16 protein-coding genes are annotated in these 19,046 nt (G+C 61.3%); 10 read left to right on the forward strand and 6 right to left on the reverse strand.

Features of this window, described 5'->3' with window-relative positions; genetic code table 11:
- Window positions 1-22 precede the first annotated feature (22 nt).
- Entirely contained in the window at window positions 23-1,237 is a 1,215-nt protein-coding gene (locus C4Q27_RS28515; RefSeq protein ID WP_104887773.1) for a YeeE/YedE family protein, read from the reverse strand.
- A gap of 130 nt (window positions 1,238-1,367) precedes the next feature.
- Here C4Q27_RS28515 and C4Q27_RS28520 point away from each other — a divergent pair, with 130 nt between their 5' ends.
- The gene (locus C4Q27_RS28520; RefSeq protein WP_104887774.1) at window positions 1,368-2,276 is read left to right on the forward strand and encodes a LysR family transcriptional regulator; all 909 of its coding nucleotides are present in this window, start codon (window positions 1,368-1,370) and stop codon (window positions 2,274-2,276) included.
- On the opposite strand, the gene C4Q27_RS28525 is transcribed toward C4Q27_RS28520, so the two are convergent.
- Window positions 2,277-2,795: a DMT family transporter gene (locus C4Q27_RS28525; protein ID WP_064492675.1), complete on the reverse strand. Its 519-nt coding sequence runs from the start codon at window positions 2,793-2,795 to the stop codon at window positions 2,277-2,279.
- A gap of 176 nt (window positions 2,796-2,971) precedes the next feature.
- Between C4Q27_RS28525 and C4Q27_RS28530 the strand changes: the two genes are divergently transcribed.
- From C4Q27_RS28530 to C4Q27_RS29505, 3 genes are read left to right on the forward strand one after another with little or no spacing between them, the layout of a single operon-like run.
- Window positions 2,972-3,736, forward strand: coding sequence for a hypothetical protein (locus C4Q27_RS28530; protein WP_064492676.1), 765 nt, complete (start codon window positions 2,972-2,974; stop codon window positions 3,734-3,736).
- A 20-nt stretch (window positions 3,737-3,756) separates the two neighbouring features.
- Complete coding sequence (locus tag C4Q27_RS29500) at window positions 3,757-3,924, forward strand: hypothetical protein (RefSeq protein WP_177410030.1); 168 nt, start codon at window positions 3,757-3,759, stop codon at window positions 3,922-3,924.
- Between the two features lie 6 nt (window positions 3,925-3,930).
- Entirely contained in the window at window positions 3,931-4,167 is a 237-nt protein-coding gene (locus C4Q27_RS29505; RefSeq protein ID WP_177410031.1) for a hypothetical protein, read from the forward strand.
- A 100-nt stretch (window positions 4,168-4,267) separates the two neighbouring features.
- Here the strand turns inward: C4Q27_RS29505 and C4Q27_RS28540 are convergent, their stop codons facing one another.
- A complete protein-coding gene (locus tag C4Q27_RS28540; protein WP_064492677.1) occupies window positions 4,268-4,849 on the reverse strand; it encodes a hypothetical protein in 582 nt (193 codons plus the stop codon).
- A 216-nt stretch (window positions 4,850-5,065) separates the two neighbouring features.
- Between C4Q27_RS28540 and C4Q27_RS28545 the strand changes: the two genes are divergently transcribed.
- Window positions 5,066-7,198 carry a TonB-dependent siderophore receptor gene (locus tag C4Q27_RS28545; RefSeq protein ID WP_014861625.1) on the forward strand — a complete coding sequence of 711 codons (2,133 nt, stop codon included), beginning with the start codon at window positions 5,066-5,068 and terminating at the stop codon, window positions 7,196-7,198.
- Window positions 7,199-7,282: 84 nt separating this feature from the next.
- Here the strand turns inward: C4Q27_RS28545 and C4Q27_RS28550 are convergent, their stop codons facing one another.
- Both C4Q27_RS28550 and C4Q27_RS28555 read right to left on the reverse strand, forming a co-directional pair.
- Window positions 7,283-8,575 (reverse strand): sorbosone dehydrogenase family protein, encoded by a 1,293-nt coding sequence (locus tag C4Q27_RS28550; protein WP_064492679.1) that lies wholly within the window; start codon window positions 8,573-8,575, stop codon window positions 7,283-7,285.
- On the reverse strand, window positions 8,572-9,000 hold the full coding sequence (locus C4Q27_RS28555; RefSeq protein ID WP_020192131.1) for a DUF2231 domain-containing protein: 429 nt from the start codon (window positions 8,998-9,000) through the stop codon (window positions 8,572-8,574). Before C4Q27_RS28555 ends, C4Q27_RS28550 begins: the two co-directional genes overlap by 4 nt.
- A 164-nt stretch (window positions 9,001-9,164) precedes the next feature.
- Between C4Q27_RS28555 and C4Q27_RS28560 the strand changes: the two genes are divergently transcribed.
- From C4Q27_RS28560 to C4Q27_RS28570, 3 genes are all read left to right on the forward strand, one after another.
- Window positions 9,165-9,449 (forward strand): hypothetical protein, encoded by a 285-nt coding sequence (locus C4Q27_RS28560; protein ID WP_104887775.1) that lies wholly within the window; start codon window positions 9,165-9,167, stop codon window positions 9,447-9,449.
- Window positions 9,450-9,782: 333 nt separating this feature from the next.
- On the forward strand, window positions 9,783-12,773 hold the full coding sequence (locus C4Q27_RS28565; RefSeq protein WP_104887776.1) for a T6SS effector BTH_I2691 family protein: 2,991 nt from the start codon (window positions 9,783-9,785) through the stop codon (window positions 12,771-12,773).
- 2 nt (window positions 12,774-12,775) lie between these two features.
- Complete coding sequence (locus tag C4Q27_RS28570) at window positions 12,776-13,654, forward strand: DUF6708 domain-containing protein (RefSeq protein WP_064492991.1); 879 nt, start codon at window positions 12,776-12,778, stop codon at window positions 13,652-13,654.
- Between the two features lie 209 nt (window positions 13,655-13,863).
- Here C4Q27_RS28570 and C4Q27_RS28575 read toward each other — a convergent pair whose 3' ends face one another.
- Window positions 13,864-16,050 carry an OsmC domain/YcaO domain-containing protein gene (locus tag C4Q27_RS28575; RefSeq protein ID WP_014590666.1) on the reverse strand — a complete coding sequence of 729 codons (2,187 nt, stop codon included), beginning with the start codon at window positions 16,048-16,050 and terminating at the stop codon, window positions 13,864-13,866.
- A 270-nt stretch (window positions 16,051-16,320) separates the two neighbouring features.
- On the opposite strand from C4Q27_RS28575, the gene C4Q27_RS28580 reads away from it, so the two are divergent.
- A complete protein-coding gene (locus C4Q27_RS28580; protein WP_003256023.1) occupies window positions 16,321-16,776 on the forward strand; it encodes a (2Fe-2S)-binding protein in 456 nt (151 codons plus the stop codon).
- Window positions 16,776-19,031, forward strand: a complete 2,256-nt coding sequence (locus C4Q27_RS28585) for a molybdopterin cofactor-binding domain-containing protein (RefSeq protein ID WP_104887777.1) — start codon at window positions 16,776-16,778, stop codon at window positions 19,029-19,031. Before C4Q27_RS28580 ends, C4Q27_RS28585 begins: the two co-directional genes overlap by 1 nt.
- Window positions 19,032-19,046 lie beyond the last annotated feature (15 nt).

The raw sequence follows: 19,046 nt of genomic DNA on the forward strand, positions 1-19,046 counted from the left end.
TTGCAGCAATTCAGTCAGTGCATCAGCAGCCAGTCAGCATCGTAGGGCGCCGTTCACCGACGAGAAACAGGGGGCGCAGGCGCACGCCTATCAGGTTGCCGGTATAGGCCGCCACCAGCCACAACCAGCCGTGTAAGCTACCCGAGGCGATACCACTGAAGTAAGCACCAATGTTGCAGCCGTAAGCCAGGCGCGAACCATAGCCCAGCAGAAGGCCGCCAATCACTGCGGCCACCAGCGACGGCAGCGGAATCTTCAGGCTTGGCGCAAAGCGCCCGGCCAGGCCCGCCGCCAGCAACGCACCCAGTACGATGCCCAGGTCCATTACCGTGGTGATGTCCTGCCACAGCGGCGCAGCCAAAGCCTTGGCATTGGCCGGTGCCTGCCAGAACACCCAGCTACCGACATCCACGCCCAGCCCGCTGAGGACCTTGGCCCCCCACAAGGCGAAAGCCGAGGTAATGCCCCAAGGCCGCCCCGCCAGCGCCAAGGTCGCGTAGTTCAGCAAGGCCAGGGCGATGGCGCCCCACAGCAAGGGCCAGGGGCCACGCAGGAAGCGGCGAAGGCCTTGGTGCTCGCTGGCAGGCAGTGCTTCAAGCGCGCCATGCCGGCGCTTCTCAAGCACCACGGTGGCCCAGGCGATCAGCCCGAACACTGCCAGGCTTGCCAGCAGCGCAGGCCCTATCCCCCAGGCCTGCACGATCGAGGTGGCCGGAAGCGACGGCAAGGCAAACCACCAATCGGCATGGTGGGTGGCGCTGACCGAGCCGATGATGAAGAACAGCAGAGTCACCAGCATGCGCGCATTACCTCCCCCCACGGTAAACAGCGTGCCCGATGCGCAGCCGCCACCCAACTGCATGCCGATGCCGAAAATGAATGCACCGAACACCACTGAAACACCCGCAGGGGCAACCAGGCCAGTGACCGGGTTACCGAACAGGCTGCCAGCTGACAACGCCGGGAAGAACAGCAGCACCGCCAGGGTCAGCATGACCATCTGCGCACGCAGGCCCGCGCCACGGCGCTCGTTGATAAACACCCGCCAGGCTGAGGTGAAACCGAAGGCGGCGTGGTACAGCGTCAGGCCAAGGGCGGTGCCGACCAGCAGCAACACCACCTGCTTGAAGCCGGCATTGAGGTTGAGGAACCAGGCACTGGCCAGCATCAAGGTCAAGGCGATCAATGGCGCGCCGAGGCGACGTGGTTCAGGCGTGGCAGTTGCGGAAAGGCCCATCAAAATACTCGGACAATAGTAAACCGGACAGGGAGTATACGCCCAACAGCCGACACAATCGTTGTAGGAACACACAAAGCATTTGTTAAGCTGATTCAAGTCGTCAGAATTGACCAAGGCCATTCACCCGATGGATGAACTGCGCAAGATCGACCTCAACCTGTTGCTCGCCCTGCACGCCCTGCTCAGCGAAAGGCACGTGACCCGTGCAGCCCTGCGCCTGCACCGCAGTCAACCGGCGGTCAGCCACGCCTTGGCGCAATTGCGCAAACACTTCGACGACCCCTTGCTGGTACGCCAAGGCGGCAGCATGGCCCTCACCGCCCGCGCCCAATCGCTGGCACAACCGCTACAGGATGCACTGAGCAATCTCGACAGCCTGCTGGCCACCCCACTGTTCGAACCAGCCAGGGCCCAGCGCCGGTTCCGGCTGTCGTTGTCCGACTACGCTTCGCGCATCATCCTGCCGCACCTGCTGCGCCACCTGCGCCAAGTCGCGCCCGGGGTGGACCTGGCTATCAGCCAGGCCAGCCGTGAAACCATGTTGGCGCAGTTGCTCGATGGCGAGCTGGATCTGGCCCTGGGCCTGTTCCCCGAACTGCCTCAGGACATCACCGCCCAGCCCCTGTTTGCCGATCACTTCATCAGCGTTGCCGATCGCCAGGTGCTGCCTGCCAGCGGCGGCATGACGCTGGAAGACTGGCTGGCACGCCCACATGTATTGATGGCCATGCGTCCGGATGCTTTCGATGAAATCGAGCGCGCACTGGCTGCCCGGGGCCTGCAACGCCGTATTGCCCTGGCCTTGCCACACTGGAGTGCGGCAGTCGAAGTGCTGGCCGGCACCGACCTGATCCTGACAGTGGCCAGCCGCGCTGTGGGGTCGTTGCGCCAACACAAGACACTGCGCCAGTTCACACCGCCACTGGCCATCCCCTCGTTCGACTATCAGCAAGCCTGGCACAACCGCAAGGACAGTGATCCCGGGCACCGCTGGTTGCGCGAAACCGTATGGGCCTGCAGCCAACCAGGGCGCTGATCAGTTTTCTTGCGCCTTCACAGCTGCCGTGGGGTGGGCCGGTGACGCCGCTGCCCAAGTGCCCTGTACCAGCAGCACTCCGCACAGGATCAGCACCACACCAGCCACCCTGGCCAGACTGAGCGGCTTGCCACCCAGCCCCATCACCCCGTAGTGGTCGGCAAGCACTGCCGTGATGATCTGCCCCGCCACCACCAGTACCAGGAACCCTGCTGCGCCAAGTTTAGGGGTGAGTGCTGCGGCGCCGGCTACATACATTGCCCCCAGCACGCCACCAATCCATAACCACCAGGGCCCCTGCAGGGCCTTGCCCATGTCTGGCGCCGGTACCCGGATAATCAGCAGGGCAGCGATCACCACCAGCATGCTCACCGTCAACGATGTGAAAGCCCCCCACAGCCAGTGCCCAAGTGCCCGACCTGCCGCAGCATTACCTGCGGCCTGAAACGGCAACACCGCACCGGCAAGCAACGCCATGGCCACAGGAAGCGCCAGCAGAAGCATTGATTTACTGAACATGGCAGTCCTCATCCAAGGTATCGATGGCCACCATGATGCTGCATGCCCCAGCACTGATAGAAATCAAAATCCTGCACTTGAACTATTCGTACCCTGCATACTGAAACATTCCTTCCGGCCGGCGTGCGCATGGCCGGCAATCGACTGCACCGTGCCACTGCCATGGAGCCTTAGCCATGAGCGACGACCGAAAGTCCCTGATCGACCTTGGCCAACTGCCAACCCGCAACCTGGCCGAATGCCTGGCGGTGGATCAAGCCGCCTTGGTCAACGCCTTGACAGGCCAACTGCCAGCAGCATTGGTAGAGCACCTCGCTGCCAGTGCGGACCAGACCCAGGCACTGGGCCTGTCAAAAAAAGTGGCGGCCATTGGCCTGGCACTGGGCAAGTGGCTGGAGCAAGCCGCCGAGTCGTTGCGCCAGCAAGTGTTCGAGCAATGCTGCACGCACCCGTCCGATACCGTGCGCAGCTGGGCGGCGTTCGCCCAGGCGTACCTGTCACGCTCGCAGCCTGCGGAAGATGCCCTGCTGGCGCAGTTTCGCTTCGCCCGCGATGAGCACTTCGGCGTACGTGAATGGGCCTGGATCGCCCTGCGCCCGCGCCTGGCCCAGCACCTTGAAACCGCCCTGGCGCTACTCGGCCGACATACCGGTGATGCCGACCCGCTGGTACGTCGGTTCTGCATCGAGATCCTGCGCCCGCGTGGCGTTTGGTGCGAGCACATTGCCACGCTCAAGCAACGACCAGAAGTGGCCGAGCCGTTGCTGGTACCGCTGCTGGCCGAAGCCGAGAAATACGCCCAGGACTCGGTCGCCAATTGGCTCAACGATGCCAGCAAGACCCGCCCCGACTGGGTACTTCAGCTGTTTGAGCGCCATCCCCCGGCCTGCAAGGCCTCACAGCGCATCCAGAGCCGGGCCACCCGAAGCCTGCCCCAGTGAACCACCACAAGGAAACACGCATGTCACTCAAGGCAAAACTCGACGCCGTCAAACAGCAGATGGCCCAACTGCCCACCGAGGTGCGGGAAAAATTTGGCGCCTCGCTGCAAGCCCTTATCGCCAGGCATCCTGAGGACCACGCGCTCAAAGCCGGCGACAACGCCCCGCTGGCCGTGCTGCCACTCTGAAAACCCGTGAATCCCTGGACGTGCGCTACCAACTGCCAAGCGGCCCCAGGCAATTACGGCATCGTCTTTGAGCTGGAGCCAGCGCTGGTGTACCGGGCACTCGGCGCCGACCTCAAGGCACTGAACGAATGCGACGACCTCAGCCTGCCGATAGCCAGCGCTTTCGTCATCGGCCAGGATGGCCGCATTCGCCAAGCCTTCGTCAATGTCGACTACTCCGAACGTGCCGAACCCAGGCCTTGATCGAAGCCGCCAGCGGCTAAGACCCACTCCCCGGCACCGGGCTGCCCGGACCGCAAACGGCCGATCGTAGGCGAGTAACCGAGGTCGGCAACGGCCAAGGTCAGCGCGAGGTTTCGACGCGCAGCACTTCGGTGTAGATCGCGTCAACCGTCTGGCCAACCTTGAGGTTCTTCATGCGTTTCTGCAGGTCTGGATTCTCGACCTTGACCACCTGCAGCTTGCCCTCCGGTGGCAACAAGCTCACCTCATGCGTCTTGAGGTCGATCTTCTTGATCTGAGAGGTAACCTTGACCTGGCGGAACGCCTCGCCGCCCGGGTTGGGGTTTTGCTCGGTTGCACGGATGGTACCGGACTCTTCAGTCGCTTTCGGCGCCCCACCCACTTCCGGATTGAGCACATAGGCCACGGCGCGTGTCACGTAGATGTCGACTTGGTCACCGACTTTCAGGTTGGGCAGCGCCTTGGCCCTTTCGGTCAGCTGGAACGTCACATCCTTCTTCTCGTCAGGGCCTTTCACCGTGACCTGGCGGGTGGCCAGGTCGATAGCCGTTACCTGAGTGGTGACATGGCTTTCCAGCGCCTCGCTCCCGATGGGGATGCCGGCAGCCTGTACCGTGAAGCTTGCAGAAGAGGCCAGCGTGGCAAGGGCTACAGCACGAGCGAGAGTACGAATGGGGTTCATAGGCGTGCTTCCATGTGATCAAGTCCGAATGGGCGCGTGAAAGGCTCACGCGCTAACAAGCATAGCCATTACCTGCCGCCTTGCCGGCCCTTCCGGCGCGCGACGCATTTCAGCGCCGAGACCATTGTTATAGCTAATACGAATTCTTTACACTTGCTTTACATTTGCAAATCATTACTATTCGTGACTCCCGATAACAACAAAGAGTCGCCTGTAATGGCAAAAAGGTCTGTTGCCCCAGCATCCATTTCCATGCTGGGCCTGCTCGTTGTGCCTGCTGTCCACGCTGCCGCCCAAACCGATACGCAAAGTAGCCTCGCCCTGCCTGCCACCGCCGTCACCAGCGTCTATGAGCAGCAAAGCTACAAGGCCAGTGAAAGCCGCAGCGCCATGAAGATCGACGCGCCGCTGCGCGATATCCCGCAAACTGTCAACGTCGTTCCCGAAAGCGTGATCAAGGACCAAGGCGCACAGTCCATGGAAGACGTGCTGAAGAACGTGCCCGGCATCGGCCTGTCCAACGGCGACGGCCAACGCGATCAGGTAACCATCCGTGGCTTCAGCGCCATTGGCGACATGTACATAGATGGCGTGCGTGACGACGCCCTGTACTTTCGCGATCTGTCCAACATCGAGCGTGTCGAGGTGATCAAGGGCCCGGCCGCGGTGCTGTATGGCCGTGGCTCCTCGGGCGGGCTGATCAACAGCATCAGCAAGAAACCAAGCTTCACGCCCAAGCGCGAAGTCGGCATGAACGTCGACAGCGAAGGCAAACGCCGAACCCAATTCGACACCGGCTGGGCCGACCCGCAAAGCAATCAGGCCTACCGCGTAACGGGTGCCTTCGAAGACAGCGACACCTTCCGCGATGATGGCTACATCGACCGCAAGGCCATCGCGCCGTCGGCCTACTTCCGTCTCTCGGACGACCTGGAACTGAACCTGGGCGCCACCTACCTGTACGACAAGCGCCTGATCGACTTCGGCATACCGGCCCTGGGCAACCGCCCGGTGGACGTGGACCGCGACAAGCGCTTCGGCTCTGGCGATGCTGACCAGGATTACGCCCGCAGCGAGGTGTTCTCGCTTACAGCCAGCCTGGACTACCGCATCAACGACAACTTCACCCTGACCAACACCAGCCGTTACTACCGCTACGACCTGGACCGCAACAACACCTTGGCCGACAGCAGCCCGACGCGCTTCGTCACCGCGCCCGATGGTGAACTGCTGATCAAGCTCAACCGCGGCAACGTCGCCCGCGATGAGTACGGTGTGTTCAACCAGACGGAGCTCAAGCAACAGGCGCAACTGGCGGGCATGCAGCACAACCTGTTGTATGGCGTGGAAGCAGGCTTTCAGGACAAATACCAGCGCGTGCTGAGCCAGACCAACGTGGCCCAGGTACCGGTTTACCGCGATGCCTTGGTGCCGGTACCGGAACATGCCGCAAACCTGTCTTCCAAGGGCACCAACTTCCAGCAGACCACCGGTCTGTACGTGCAGGACATGATCGAGCTGAACGCGCACTGGAAGGCGTTGGTCGGTGTGCGTTATGACATCTTTGGCCAGGAGTACGACGACGACCGAGTGCAGAACATCGACCTCGATCGTACCGACAAGACCTGGAGCCCGCGTGCGGGTCTGGTCTACCAGCCAGACGCCATCCAGTCCTACTATGTGTCGGTCAGCCGCAGCTATCAGCCTTCTGGCGAAGTATTCGCGGTGAGCCCGAGCAACCAGCACCTGGAGCCGGAAGAAACCACCAACTATGAAATCGGCGCCAAATGGGACCTGCTCGACAGCCGCCTGTCACTGACCGCCGCAGTGTTCCGCCTTGAGCGCACCAACATGAAGACTGCCGACCCGGCCAACCCCAACCTGACCGTATTGGCTGGCGAACAGCGTACCGATGGCTTTGAAGCCACCGTCAGCGGGCATCTCACCGACAAGTGGCAGATCTATGCCGGTTACGCTTACCTGGACGCCGAAATCACCAAGTCCAACAGCAAGACCAATGGCGTGGCGAACGAAGGCCAGACACCTACCCTGACGCCGCGCAACAGCGCCAACGTCTGGCTGGTACGTACCCTGACACCAGAGTGGCGCGTGGCCGCCGGAGCCAACTACGTCGACGAACGCTACACAGCACTCGACAATGTGGTGGTGATGCCAGGCTATACCACCTTCGACGCCGCGCTGCTGTACAGCGTGCCGCAGTGGGATGCCGCGCTGCGCCTGAAGAACGTGTTCGACCGTGACTACTATGCCTCGGCACATGGCTCGGTCGACCTGATCACCCCAGGGGCACCGCGCACGCTGGAAGCCAGCTTCAACTACCGCTTCTGACCCACGCGCAATGCCTGTCATTCAGCAATTGGGCCGCTCTGCGGCCCATCGCCAGCAAGCTTTGACGATTTGATCAGATAGCATTCAGCGATTACGCGTCACCCGCCACACCGTATTCGCCAGGTCATCGGCAATGATCAACGCTCCCCGCGGGTCCACCGTCACCCCAACCGGTCGCCCCCGGGTCTTGCCATCCTCACCGCGAAAGCCCGTGGCGAAGTCGATCGGCTCCCCTGCAGGCTTGCCATTGCTGAACGGCACGAAGATCACCTTGTACCCCACCGGGTTAGGCCGGTTCCAGCTGCCGTGCTCACCCACGAATACACCGTCGGCAAAGCGCTCGCCCATTGCCGGGGTCGAGAAGTCCACACCCAGTGCAGCCACATGCGAACCCAGGCTGTAATCCGGCTTGATCGCCGCCGCCACCTTATCCGGGTTCTGTGGCCGCACCCGCTCATCCACATGCTGCCCCCAGTAGCTGTAAGGCCAACCATAGAAGCCACCCTCACGCACCGAGGTCAGGTAGTCGGGCACCAGGTCAGGTCCCAACTCATCCCGCTCATTGACCACCGTCCACAACTGCCCGGTCTGCGGCTGAATGGTCAATGCCGTCGGGTTACGCAAGCCGGTGGCATAGGGCCGGTGAGCGCCGGTCTCGGCATCGACCTGCCAGACCATGGCCCGATCGATCTCCACCTCCAGGCCGCGCTCGGTGATGTTGCTGTTCGAGCCGATACCCACATACAAGAAGCGGCCATCCGGGCTGATGGTCAGTGCCTTGGTCCAATGGTGGTTGATTTCGGCCGGCAGGTCGGTGACCTTGGTTGGCGGGCCGTCGGCCTGGGTCTGGCCTTCCTTGTAGTCAAAGCGCACCAGCGCATCCTGGTTGGCTACATACAGCTTGCCGTTGGCATAGGCTAGGCCGTACGGTGCGTTGAGGTTATCCGCAAACACGGCCTGTACCTCGTAGTTGCCATCGCCGTCAGCATCGCGCAGCAAGGTCAGGCGGTTGCCACCCTTGACCTGGGTATTGCCCTTGGCCTTGATCTGGCTGGCGATTACATCCTTGGGCTTGAGCTTGGCCGCGCTGCCCCCCCTGCCCTCAGCCACCAGAATGTCGCCATTGGGCAGCACCAGGCTCTGGCGCGGGATTTTCAGGCCGGTGGCAATGGCGGTGACACTGAAGCCCTCCGGCACGGTCGGTTTCAGTTCGCCCCAGGCAGCCGGTTGCGCAATCTTCATGCTCGGCAGCAAACCGCGCTGAGGCTCCGGCAGCTTCGGGTCCGGGCCATGGGCCTGGGTCGGCTCGCCGTCGCCACCACAGGCACTCAGCAATAGCGCCACGCCCAACAGGCTAAATGCATGCAAAGGCTTCATGCCACACCTCCTGAACGCAGGTTGCTCAAACCGGTCCAGGCGGCCACCACCGCGAGCACTGTCACGATTACCGACAACACCAGCCCAGAAGGCATCACCGCCCAGGCGTCCTTGGCATGCTCAAAGGCATTGATCAGCCCAAGCACCCAAGTCACCAGCAGCAGCACGAAGTACAGCGTAGCGCGCCCACCCTTGCGCTCTGCGCGGATCAGGTTGGCCAGCGCGAACAACAGTGCCAGCCCACAGAAGACCAGGGCCCCGGCGATCAGCCAGGCGGCGAAGTTGCTCCACTGAATCTGATAGCTGTTGTAGTAGGCGATATCGCTCAGCAGCGCGCCGAGGAACAACGGCACACTGCCCGCCAGCAGCAGGGCGTGCAGCGGGCTGGGCGTACAGCGGTAGAGGGTTTGATCAGGTGCGGTCACGGTGCCTCCTTTTCATTCAGTGACCCAGGGTTGATGGTCTTGCGCCATCAGGTAAGCGCAGGGTGCGCTTAGCAAAGGAGCCCCTTGACGCCGAGATAGTTCACCGCTTCGCTGTAATGAAATATCCTGCAAGGCATTTGCTGCCAAGCGCAGAAGGGGAAAACATGAGCAGACCACATGCGTCCTGGGCACTGGCCACCCTGCTCGGCCTCAGCCTGGCTCTCGCTGGCTGCTCCAGCAACGCCAGCAAGGCACGCTACGCCACGCCTGCAGTAGGCTCCAACTGCTTTGCCAAGGCCGTCCCCACTACCGGTGAAGGCGGCCTGGCCTGGGGCAATACATTGAGCATTGCGCAACAGAAATCCCTGAACAACTGCGTGCGTTATGCCAGCCGCTCGGGAGGCACGCCCAGGACTTGCCAGGTAGTGATGGCCAAGTGCAAAAACTGAACATATAACAATCTTAAAGTACGAAACTTCCTACAAAAAACACTGCAACTTTTCACACGATATTGCGCAAACACAATACATATACATTCAAATAAAATCTTACACTTTCATCCTCGACCGAAAAGCAGCGATCGAGGCATTGTCTTTCACTTGAATTCCAGATACTTGATCGCCCGGTCATCTCAGCAAGTAAGTAGGAAACTTCTTACAGTATAGAGTCGGGCCTGAAATCCAGCACAGTATGAATAACGGCATTTCAGTCTTGTCAGTACTGAAAGTTGCCGCAGTGCGTCTCTGGTTGGAAAAGACTGTCTCTCTGAGCAAGGAGCTCGCATGACCAATGCCTCCGTCAGTAGCGCCACCTCCGGCCCTGCCTGCAGCGCACGCGTGCCCATCCTGCCAGTGCGCTACGCCATCGTGCCCCGCACCGGCGACGCCCCCGCCTGCCGCTATGCCGATGCAGGGTTCAACCTGGAACAAGGCTTCCCCACGCTGCAGCACTCGGCCTACACCCTCCGCGCTTTGCGCCCGGGCTATGTCTACGTGTTCATGAAAGGCCCTCAGGGCGAAAAGCTGGTCATTCATGAGCACGTCGGCGCGGGCCTCTACAAGGAGCTGCGCTACCAAGGGCTGGAGGACTACCACCGCCGTGAGCGCTACCTGTCCGGCCAGAGCACCGGCTGGGTGTGGGCCGACACCTGCCAGGACACCGCCAAGGAAGTGTGGATCGGCTACAGCCCGCACCTGTGGACCAACGCCATCACCGCCCGTATCACCGGTTCGGCAGCCCTGCGCAAACGGCACATGCGCCAGCTGGACATGGCCGAGCTGGTGAGCGGCAACCCGGCGCCGTCCACCCAGCCCCATGTGTTGCCAGTCAGTGCCCTGCAAACCTGGGTCGAAGACTTCAAGCCAACCGAGCGGCGCATGCCGCTGACCTGGAGCAGCGACCCGGTCACCGAAACCTTGCCCATCGGCAACCTCACTGCCATCGCCCGCCACTACCCCTGGACCCAACCGAAAGTGCCGGTGGTGGTGGCGCTCGCCGATGCCGAAGGCATGGCCCTGGACCTGAGCCTGTCGGTCTCGGCCTACCAGCATCAACTGCGTGACCTGATACCGGCCGAGCAACTGGAGCACACAAAACCCGCCCAACCTCCCGAGCAGGAGCGCGTGCCGGCATGCTACCGGCTGGATGCCGAACAGCTGAGTCCGCAGAGCCGCGACTTTCACCATCGCAACCTGGTCGCCATGCTGCTGAACAAGACGCTGGAAAGCCTGTACCCGGCGGATGCCCCCTCACCAGAACTGGCCGCATTCAGGCTTGGCACGTCACGCCGGGGGCCCGCCCTGTCGCCGGCCGAGTCCCATTTCCAGGCCCTCACCCATGAAGACTACTCCCCCAATGGCGCGCGCCTGGCACAGCGCCTCGATGTCGACAAATACCGACGCTTCCTCGCCGAACGCGACGCGCTGGAACGACGGATTGCCGCCCTGCGCAACCTGGCCTTGCAAGCCAGCAACGATCATGACGCCTGGCTGGCGACGGCCGAATCCCAACACATCGATAACCCCTACAGCCTGGCAGCCGCCTTGGCCTGTTATGACCGCGACGAACGCACCTCCGCCCGTGGTCTGGAAATCTCACTGGCGTTGCTGATTCACCCGATGGGCCAGCCGACACCCGGCACCGAAGATCATGACCGACGCTTCAAACGCCTGGAGCAATGGCTGGACCAGCACGACAGCCCGCTTTACACCGCCTTGGCGCCGTTCAACCCGTTCAAGGACAAAGCCGATTCGATCGGCACCTTGTTCGGCGCCAGCGACAACGTGATCGAGGGATTGGCGGGGCGCTTCCCGGCCATGGCGGACATCACCGACCTCACCGCCCAGTCGGTCAATGCCGTGGTGCTCAAGCGCCTGCGTGGCCAGACCCGTTGGGATGCCAGCCATGGCCTGCGCCAGCAAGTGTTGCTGGCAGCGCGTGAGGCCAATGCCGAGAAAGCACTGGGGTTGCTGGCGGCGCGCTATCGCATCACCGAACAGGCCATTACGGAAAATCCATTTAGCCAGGAGGTGCAGCGGTATTTGAAGAGCGGCATGGCGCAGGTTGAAGAGATGAAAGCGTTGCGCATCTCGGGTAGCCGCACGGTGTCCATCGAGCTGACCACCACTGCGCGGGTGAAACCCAACTTCCTTGGGTTGCTCACCTCCGGCGGTGGTGGTGGTTTAAACGCGGGGATGCTGTGGTTCAACATCTTATCGCTCAAGACGGCCTACAACAGCCTGCAAAAGAGCGACGCACCGGAATACACCCTGGGGTTCGCTTCATCTGTTTTCGGGGTGATCGGTGCAGCGGCGGCAACAATGGTCAGCGTGCGGGCAACGCATAAGGCCGTCATGCTGAGATTAAGTGCCACAGCGCCGGGCATGGCCTTTGGCAATGGGATTATCAAGTTCTTGGGTAGCAATCTGTTTGCGCGTTTAGCCGGTTACCCGGCAATTGCATTTAGCTTGCTTTCTGATATCTCCAAAGCAAGGCGCCAGAAAGCGAACGGCAATCAAGCGGCTGCCGATTACACGTTGACTGGTGGTTTCACCATGGCTGTCGGTTCCGCTGTCGTCCTTGAAGCAGGACTTGCAATCGCGGGCGTGACATCGGTTGTGCCCTTTGCCGGATGGGCCGCAGCGGCCCTTGTCCTCGTAGGAGTAGCCATCATTGCAGGAGGCCTCTACCTGCACGCCAAGGCACATGAGCACCTTCACAGCCCAATAGAACTGTGGGCAGCACGTAGCATATTCGGTAATCGCATCAATGATGGAGAGTCGCACGCTGACATCAACTTGGACTTTGACAAAAAACTTCCTGCTTTCACCTCACTACAAACAGAAATTAAGGCTTGGCACAATGAACATTACGGACCCAAGCTACTATCCGCCGAGCAGGCCCTATCCCTCGGCATAACTAAAGTCGACACCCGATGGCATCAGAACAACCACTGGTCGCCGCCAAATTGGACAGCTATCACACATAACGAAGTAGCCACATCCCAACCAACCGTAGAATTCACAGTGCTGCTGCCTGCGTTCAGGCTAGGCGTAAGTGAATGGTCAGGAAGTTTGAGTTCCCTCCGTGACGACCAAGGAATTGACGTTTTTCCAATCAGCCCGACCGGCCACATCGTAGATGCTGGCTTAGTTCTACATTTCGAAAACACCCTAGCCAACCAAAATCATGTCTCACTTCATCTAACCTACAACGCCAATCAAGGCCTGGACGAAGATAATGAGACCCTGTCAATTTTTCGTCTGGAGCGCTGATCATGGCAACCATCTGGATATTCAATTCAGGCTCAAGTTCAGGGCATAAGCCCGCTATTGGCGGGCAACTATCAAGCTTGTCAAAAACCACCTTATGCCTGAAAAACCCCTGGGTAACAGACTCAGTCTTTATGGGAAAGCTGTACTGTGCAATGACCATTGCGCTCGTTGTCTTCACCTACCCTTACTTACTAACCAGTGAAGCCTGGAACCCATACACCTTTAGTCATACCTTTATCCTCCTTACACTAATTACACCTTTCATCTTCCTCCCATTCTTAGCCTATCGAATATATTTCATAAAACGCCTATCAAGTTTCTGCTTCAATCGGTCAACCCAAAAAATCTATTACCAACGTCTGAGTAAGGTACTAATATTCGAATGGGCCAACACCGGAGGTGGCATCTTCAAGCGCACCGAATACGGCGGCTCATCGTTCAGCACCAGCTATGCCCTCGCCTTCGCCCCCCGCCGGGAAGACGGCAGCCTGCATCAAAAAGACTGCCTCTGGGTCGACAGCAACGAACCCACCGAACCCGGCGTCAAGCATGTCGCCGAAGTGTGGGAATACCTGCGCCACTTCATGGACCACGGCCCGGACAAACTCCCCCCGCCCGGTGAACCCAACTGGTGGCACAAGCCACTGCACGCCATCTGCCTGACCCCGGCAGAAGCCTGGCGCCACTATGCCCCCTGGCGAACCGGCGAGCCCGGTGAAATGCAGGGCAAAAAGAACTGGCAATTGCCGTTCTGGGCGGTGCTGTTCCCCTACAACCTGACCGTCGCTCTCTGTTGGTACTGTGTCTGCAAGCTTTTCAATGTCCGTGCAGCGCCACCACCGGCGGAGGCTTTCGAAGGTGGGCCTGCTAAGCCCGAATAGTCACCACCTGAAGTGGATAGGAAGAGAACGCTACGCGCCTGGATGGCAACGCGGCAAGACAGAATGGGGATGGCGCCCAGATCAAAGGGCTGTAGGACGGCTCCTGACTTATCGCCGGCAAGCCAGCGCCCACAGGTTCGGCACAAATCTCAAGAGCGGTGCAATACCTGTGGCGCTGGCTTGCCGGCGATGATTGGGCGCAGCGCCTGTCAGGCGAACTTGGCCCGGGCCGCGTGCAGTTTCTTGTAGCTGTCGATCAGGCGCAGGTGGCGATCAAGGCCTTCGAGCTTCATGCTGGTCGGGGTCAGGCCATGGAAGCGCACACTGCCGTCCAACGAGCCCAATACCGCGTCCATGCGCGCATTGCCGAACATACGGCGGAAGTTGGCTTCGTAGTCATCCATCTCCAGTTCGTCATCCAGTTGCACTTCCAGCACCACGTTCAGCGCCTGGTAGAAGAGGCCGCGGTCTACGGTGTTGTCGTTGAACTGCAAGAATGCCTCGACCAGTTCCTTGGCATCCTCGAAACGCTGCACCGCGAGGCAGATCAGCAACTTCAGTTCGAGAATGGTCAGTTGGCCCCACACCGTGTTCTCGTCGAACTCCACACCAATCAGCGTGGTGATGGTGGTGTAGTCATCCACATCGCAGTTGTCCAGGCGCTTGAGCAGCAGCTTCAGCGAGCGGCTGTCGAGGCTGTGCAGGTTGAGGATGTCGGCACGGAACGACAAGGCGCGGTTGGTGTTGTCCCAGATCAGGTCCTCGACCGGGTAGATTTCCGAATAGCCCGGCACCAGGATACGGCACGCGGTGGCGCCAAGGTTGTCGTACACCGCCATGTACACTTCCTTGCCCAGGTCTTCGAGGATGCCGAACAGGGTCGCGGCCTCCTGCTGGTTGGAGTCCTCGCCGTGCCCGGAGAAGTCCCACTCGACGAATTCGAAGTCGGCCTTGGCGCTGAAGAAGCGCCACGACACCACGCCGCTAGAGTCGATGAAATGCTCGACGAAGTTGTTCGGCTCGGTCAGCGCGTGGCTTTCGAAGGTGGGTTGCGGCAGGTCGTTCAGGCCTTCGAAGCTGCGGCCCTGCAGCAGTTCGGTGAGGCTGCGCTCCAGCGCCACTTCCAGGCTCGGGTGGGCACCGAACGAGGCAAACACGCCACCCGTGCGCGGGTTCATCAAGGTCACGCACATGACCGGGAACTCGCCCCCCAGCGACGCATCCTTGACCAGTACCGGGAAGCCTTGCTCTTCCAGGCCCTGGATGCCAGCGAGGATCGCCGGGTATTTGGCCAGCACCTCTTGCGGCACGTCCGGCAGGCACAACTCACCCTCGAGGATTTCGCGCTTCACCGCGCGCTCGAAGATTTCCGACAGGCACTGCACCTGCGCCTCAGCCAAGGTGTTGCCCGCGCTCATGCCATTGCTGAGGAACAGGTTTTCGATCAGGTTGGACGGGAAGTACACCACCTGCTGGTCGGACTGGCGCACGAACGGCAGCGAACAGATGCCCCGCGCCGTGTTACCCGAGTTGGTGTCATACAGGTGCGAACCACGCAGCTCCCCGTCAGGGTTGTAGATCGCCAGGCAGTGCTCATCGAGGATCTCGGCCGGCAGCGCGTCGCGCGGGCCCGGCTTGAACCACTGTTCGTTCGGGTAGTGCACGAACGGGGCGTTGGCCAGGTCTTCGCCCCAGAACTGGTCGTTGTAGAAGAAGTTGCAGTTGAGGCGCTCGATGAACTCACCCAGCGCTGAGGCCAGCGCAGCCTCCTTGGTGGCGCCTTTACCGTTGGTAAAACACATCGGTGACTGCGCATCGCGTACATGCAGCGACCAGACGTTGGGCACAATGTTGCGCCACGAGGCGATCTCGATCTTCATCCCCAGCCCGGCGAGGATGCCCGACATGTTGGCAATGGTCTGCTCCAGCGGCAGGTCCTTGCCGGGGATATAGGTGCTGGTGTCCGACACCGGCATCAACAACCCCTGGGCATCGGCATCGAGGTTGTCGACCACTTCGATAACGAACTCAGGGCCGGTCTGCACCACCTTTTTTACCGTGCAGCGGTCGATGGAGCGCAGGATGCCTTGACGGTCCTTGTCGGAGATGTCCTCGGGCAGTTCGACCTGGATCTTGAAGATCTGGTTGTAGCGGTTTTCCGGATCGACGATGTTGTTCTGCGACAGGCGGATGTTTTCGGTGGGAATATCGCGAGTCTGGCAGTACAGCTTGACGAAGTAAGCCGCGCACAAGGCCGAAGACGCCAGGAAATAGTCGAACGGGCCGGGGGCCGAACCATCGCCTTTGTAGCGGATAGGTTGGTCGGCGATCACCGTGAAGTCATCGAATTTGGCTTCGAGACGGAGATTGTCGAGAAAATTGACCTTGATTTCCATGCGGGATTACCGTGATTTAAGCGTGCAAAACGAAATTGGCCGGCATTATCCGGGTTTTCGTTGCGCAAGTCCTGTTCAACGCCGACCGCAGGCTTGATTTTTCGAAGCTAGCTTGCGTATTCCACCGGATTACTTGCCTGATCCTCTGAAGCCACCCCCGCCACCAGACCAGCGGTCATCCTCCTGTGCTAGCGTTTCTGCACCGGGGGACAACGTATTCCCCATGCAGAAAAAACACAGCGACAACAACCGTGACGGGCAGGTGAAACCATGGAACTACGCATCAACCAGAAGACCTATCAGGTCGAGGCGGACGCCGACACGCCCCTGCTGTGGGTAATCCGCGATGACTTGGGGCTGACCGGCACCAAGTATGGCTGCGGCTTGGCCCAGTGCGGCGCCTGTTCGGTGCTGGTGGACGGCAATGTGGTGCGCGCCTGCGTTACCCCGGTGGCCGGTGTGGTGGGGCGTGAGGTCACCACCATCGAGGCGATCGAAGCCGACCCCGTCGGCAAACGGGTGGTCGCCGCCTGGGTCGAGCACCAGGTGGCTCAATGCGGCTATTGTCAGTCCGGCCAGGTAATGGCAGCCACGGCGCTGCTCAAGCACACGCCCAAACCCAGCGATGCGCAGATCGATGCAGCCATGGTCAACCTGTGCCGCTGCGGCACCTACAACGCCATCCATGCCGCCGTGCATGACTTGGCCCAGGGGGAGCAGGCCTGATGAACACGCCAGTCGATACACCCGCCGAACTGCTCAGGCTGCAGCGGGGCGAAACGGTCAACCTGTCACGTCGGCGCTTTCTTGCCGGCACCGCAGTCGGTGCCCTGGTGCTAGGTTTCGGCCTGCCCATGGGCTCGGCCCGCGTGCAGGCAGCAGCAGCCGCTGCTGCAACTGCGGAACGCGGCACCCAGGTGCCTGTATTTCTGGAGATTCGCCCGGACGGCACGGTGCGCCTGCTGAGCCCCTTCATGGAAGGCGGACAAGGCCCTTTCACCGCCATGGCGCAGATTGTGGGTGAAGAGCTGGATGTCGACCCGGCCCATTTCGTGGTCGATAGCGCACCACCGGGCGAAGCCTACGTGGTGATGGAGAACGGCATGCGCATCACCGGTGGCAGCATGTCGGTACGCATGAGCTACCCGACCATGCGCCGCCTGGGCGCGCTCGCCCGGGGCATGCTGCTGCAGGCGGGCGCCGAACACCTGGGTGTACCGGTCGATGAGCTTTCTACCACGCCGGGTAACGTAGTACATACCACGAGCGGACGTTCCGTACCCTACGGTGAGCTGGCCGGTCGCGCCATGGACCTGCCGGTGCCCGACCCGGCCAGCATCAAGCTGCGCGACCCCAGCCAGTTTCGCTGGATTGGAAAGCCCGTACGCCGCCTGGATGCCTACGACAAGTCCACCGGCAAGGCCCAGTACTGCATCGACATCAAGGTCGACGGCATGCTCCACGCTGCCGTGCAGCATGCACCGCGCCTGGGCATGACGGTTGGCAGCCTGCGCAACGAAGACCAGGTCAAGGCCATGAAAGGCGTACATTCTGTGCATCAGCTGCCAGGCGCCGTGGCGGTGGTCGCCGAGCGCTGGTGGCACGCCAAGCGTGCAGTGGAGGCGATTCAGGTGGACTGGAAAGAACCGGCCGCCGACAGCAAAGTGCGACCGATGCCGGCCGACTTTTCCAGCGACGCCTGGCGCGAACACCTCGCTACGGTGCAAGGGCCGTCCCGTGATGAAGAGAACGAAGGGGATATTGCCGGCGCCTTGGCCAACGCCAAGACCAAGGTCGAGGCCAGCTACCACAACCAGTACCTGAACCATGCCCAGCTGGAGCCACCGTCCGCCCTCGCCCGCTTCAACCCGGACGGCAGCCTCGACGTCTGGCTGCCCAACCAGGCCCCGGACATGTTCCGTGACGACATTGCCAGACGCACCGGCCTGGAGCCTGCACAAATCAACCTGCACTCACCGCTGCTGGGCGGCTTCTTTGGCCGCCACTTCCTGTACGACTCTGCCAACCCTTACCCGCAGGCCATTGCCCTGGCCAAAGCGGTTGGCCGGCCGGTGAAGCTTATCTGGAGTCGCGAAGAGGAGTTCTTGCGCGATGTACTGCGCCCCGTGGCAGTGGTGAAGTTCCGCGCCGGGCTGGACGCAGACGGTATGCCAGTGGCGCTCGAAGCGGTCAGCGCCACCGAGGGCCCAACCGAGGCCCTTGCTGGAAAACAAGGGGAGAAGATCGACCCGACCGCGCTTGAGGGGCTGTCAGGCAAGTCCTACGCCATCGCCAACAAGCGCATTGCCCAGATCTATGTCAAAGGCCCGGCCATGCTCGGTTACTGGCGCTCGGTAGGTAACTCGCTGAACGACTTCTTCTACGAATCATTCCTGGACGAACTGGCTGACAAAGGTGGCAAGGACCCGTTTGAACTGCGCCTGCACCTGCTGCGCGACAACCCGAGACTGACCAACCTGCTGAACGCAGTGGCCGACTTGTCCGGCGGCTGGAAGCGCGGACCGTTCACCGCCGAGGATGGCAGCAAGCGCGCACGCGGCGTGGCCATGGCCTCACCGTTCGGCTCGGAGGCTGCGGTCATTGCCGAGGTTTCGATCGACAACGGCCAGGTCAGGGTGCACGACATCTGGCAAGCCATCGACCCGGGCAGCATCGTCAACCCGGCGATCATCGAGCATCAGGTCAACGGCGCCGTCGCCCTGGGCCTGTCGCAGACGCTGGTGGAAGAAGCGGTGTACGTGGATGGCAAGCCGCGCGCACGCAATTATGACCTGTACCCGATCCTGCCGCCTTCGCGCATGGCCCGGGTGCATGTGCGCATCATCGAAAGCGGGGCGAAGATGGGCGGCATCGGCGAACCACCGCTGCCCGCCGTGGCCCCGGCGGTGGCCAATGCGGTCGCGCAGCTCACTGGCCAGCGCGTGCGCAGTTTGCCATTGAGCCGCCACACCTTCAGCTGATCGCACAAGGGACGC

Source organism: Pseudomonas sp. SWI36 (assembly GCF_002948105.1).
In the GTDB taxonomy this organism is placed as follows: Bacteria; Pseudomonadota; Gammaproteobacteria; order Pseudomonadales; family Pseudomonadaceae; genus Aquipseudomonas; species Aquipseudomonas alloputida.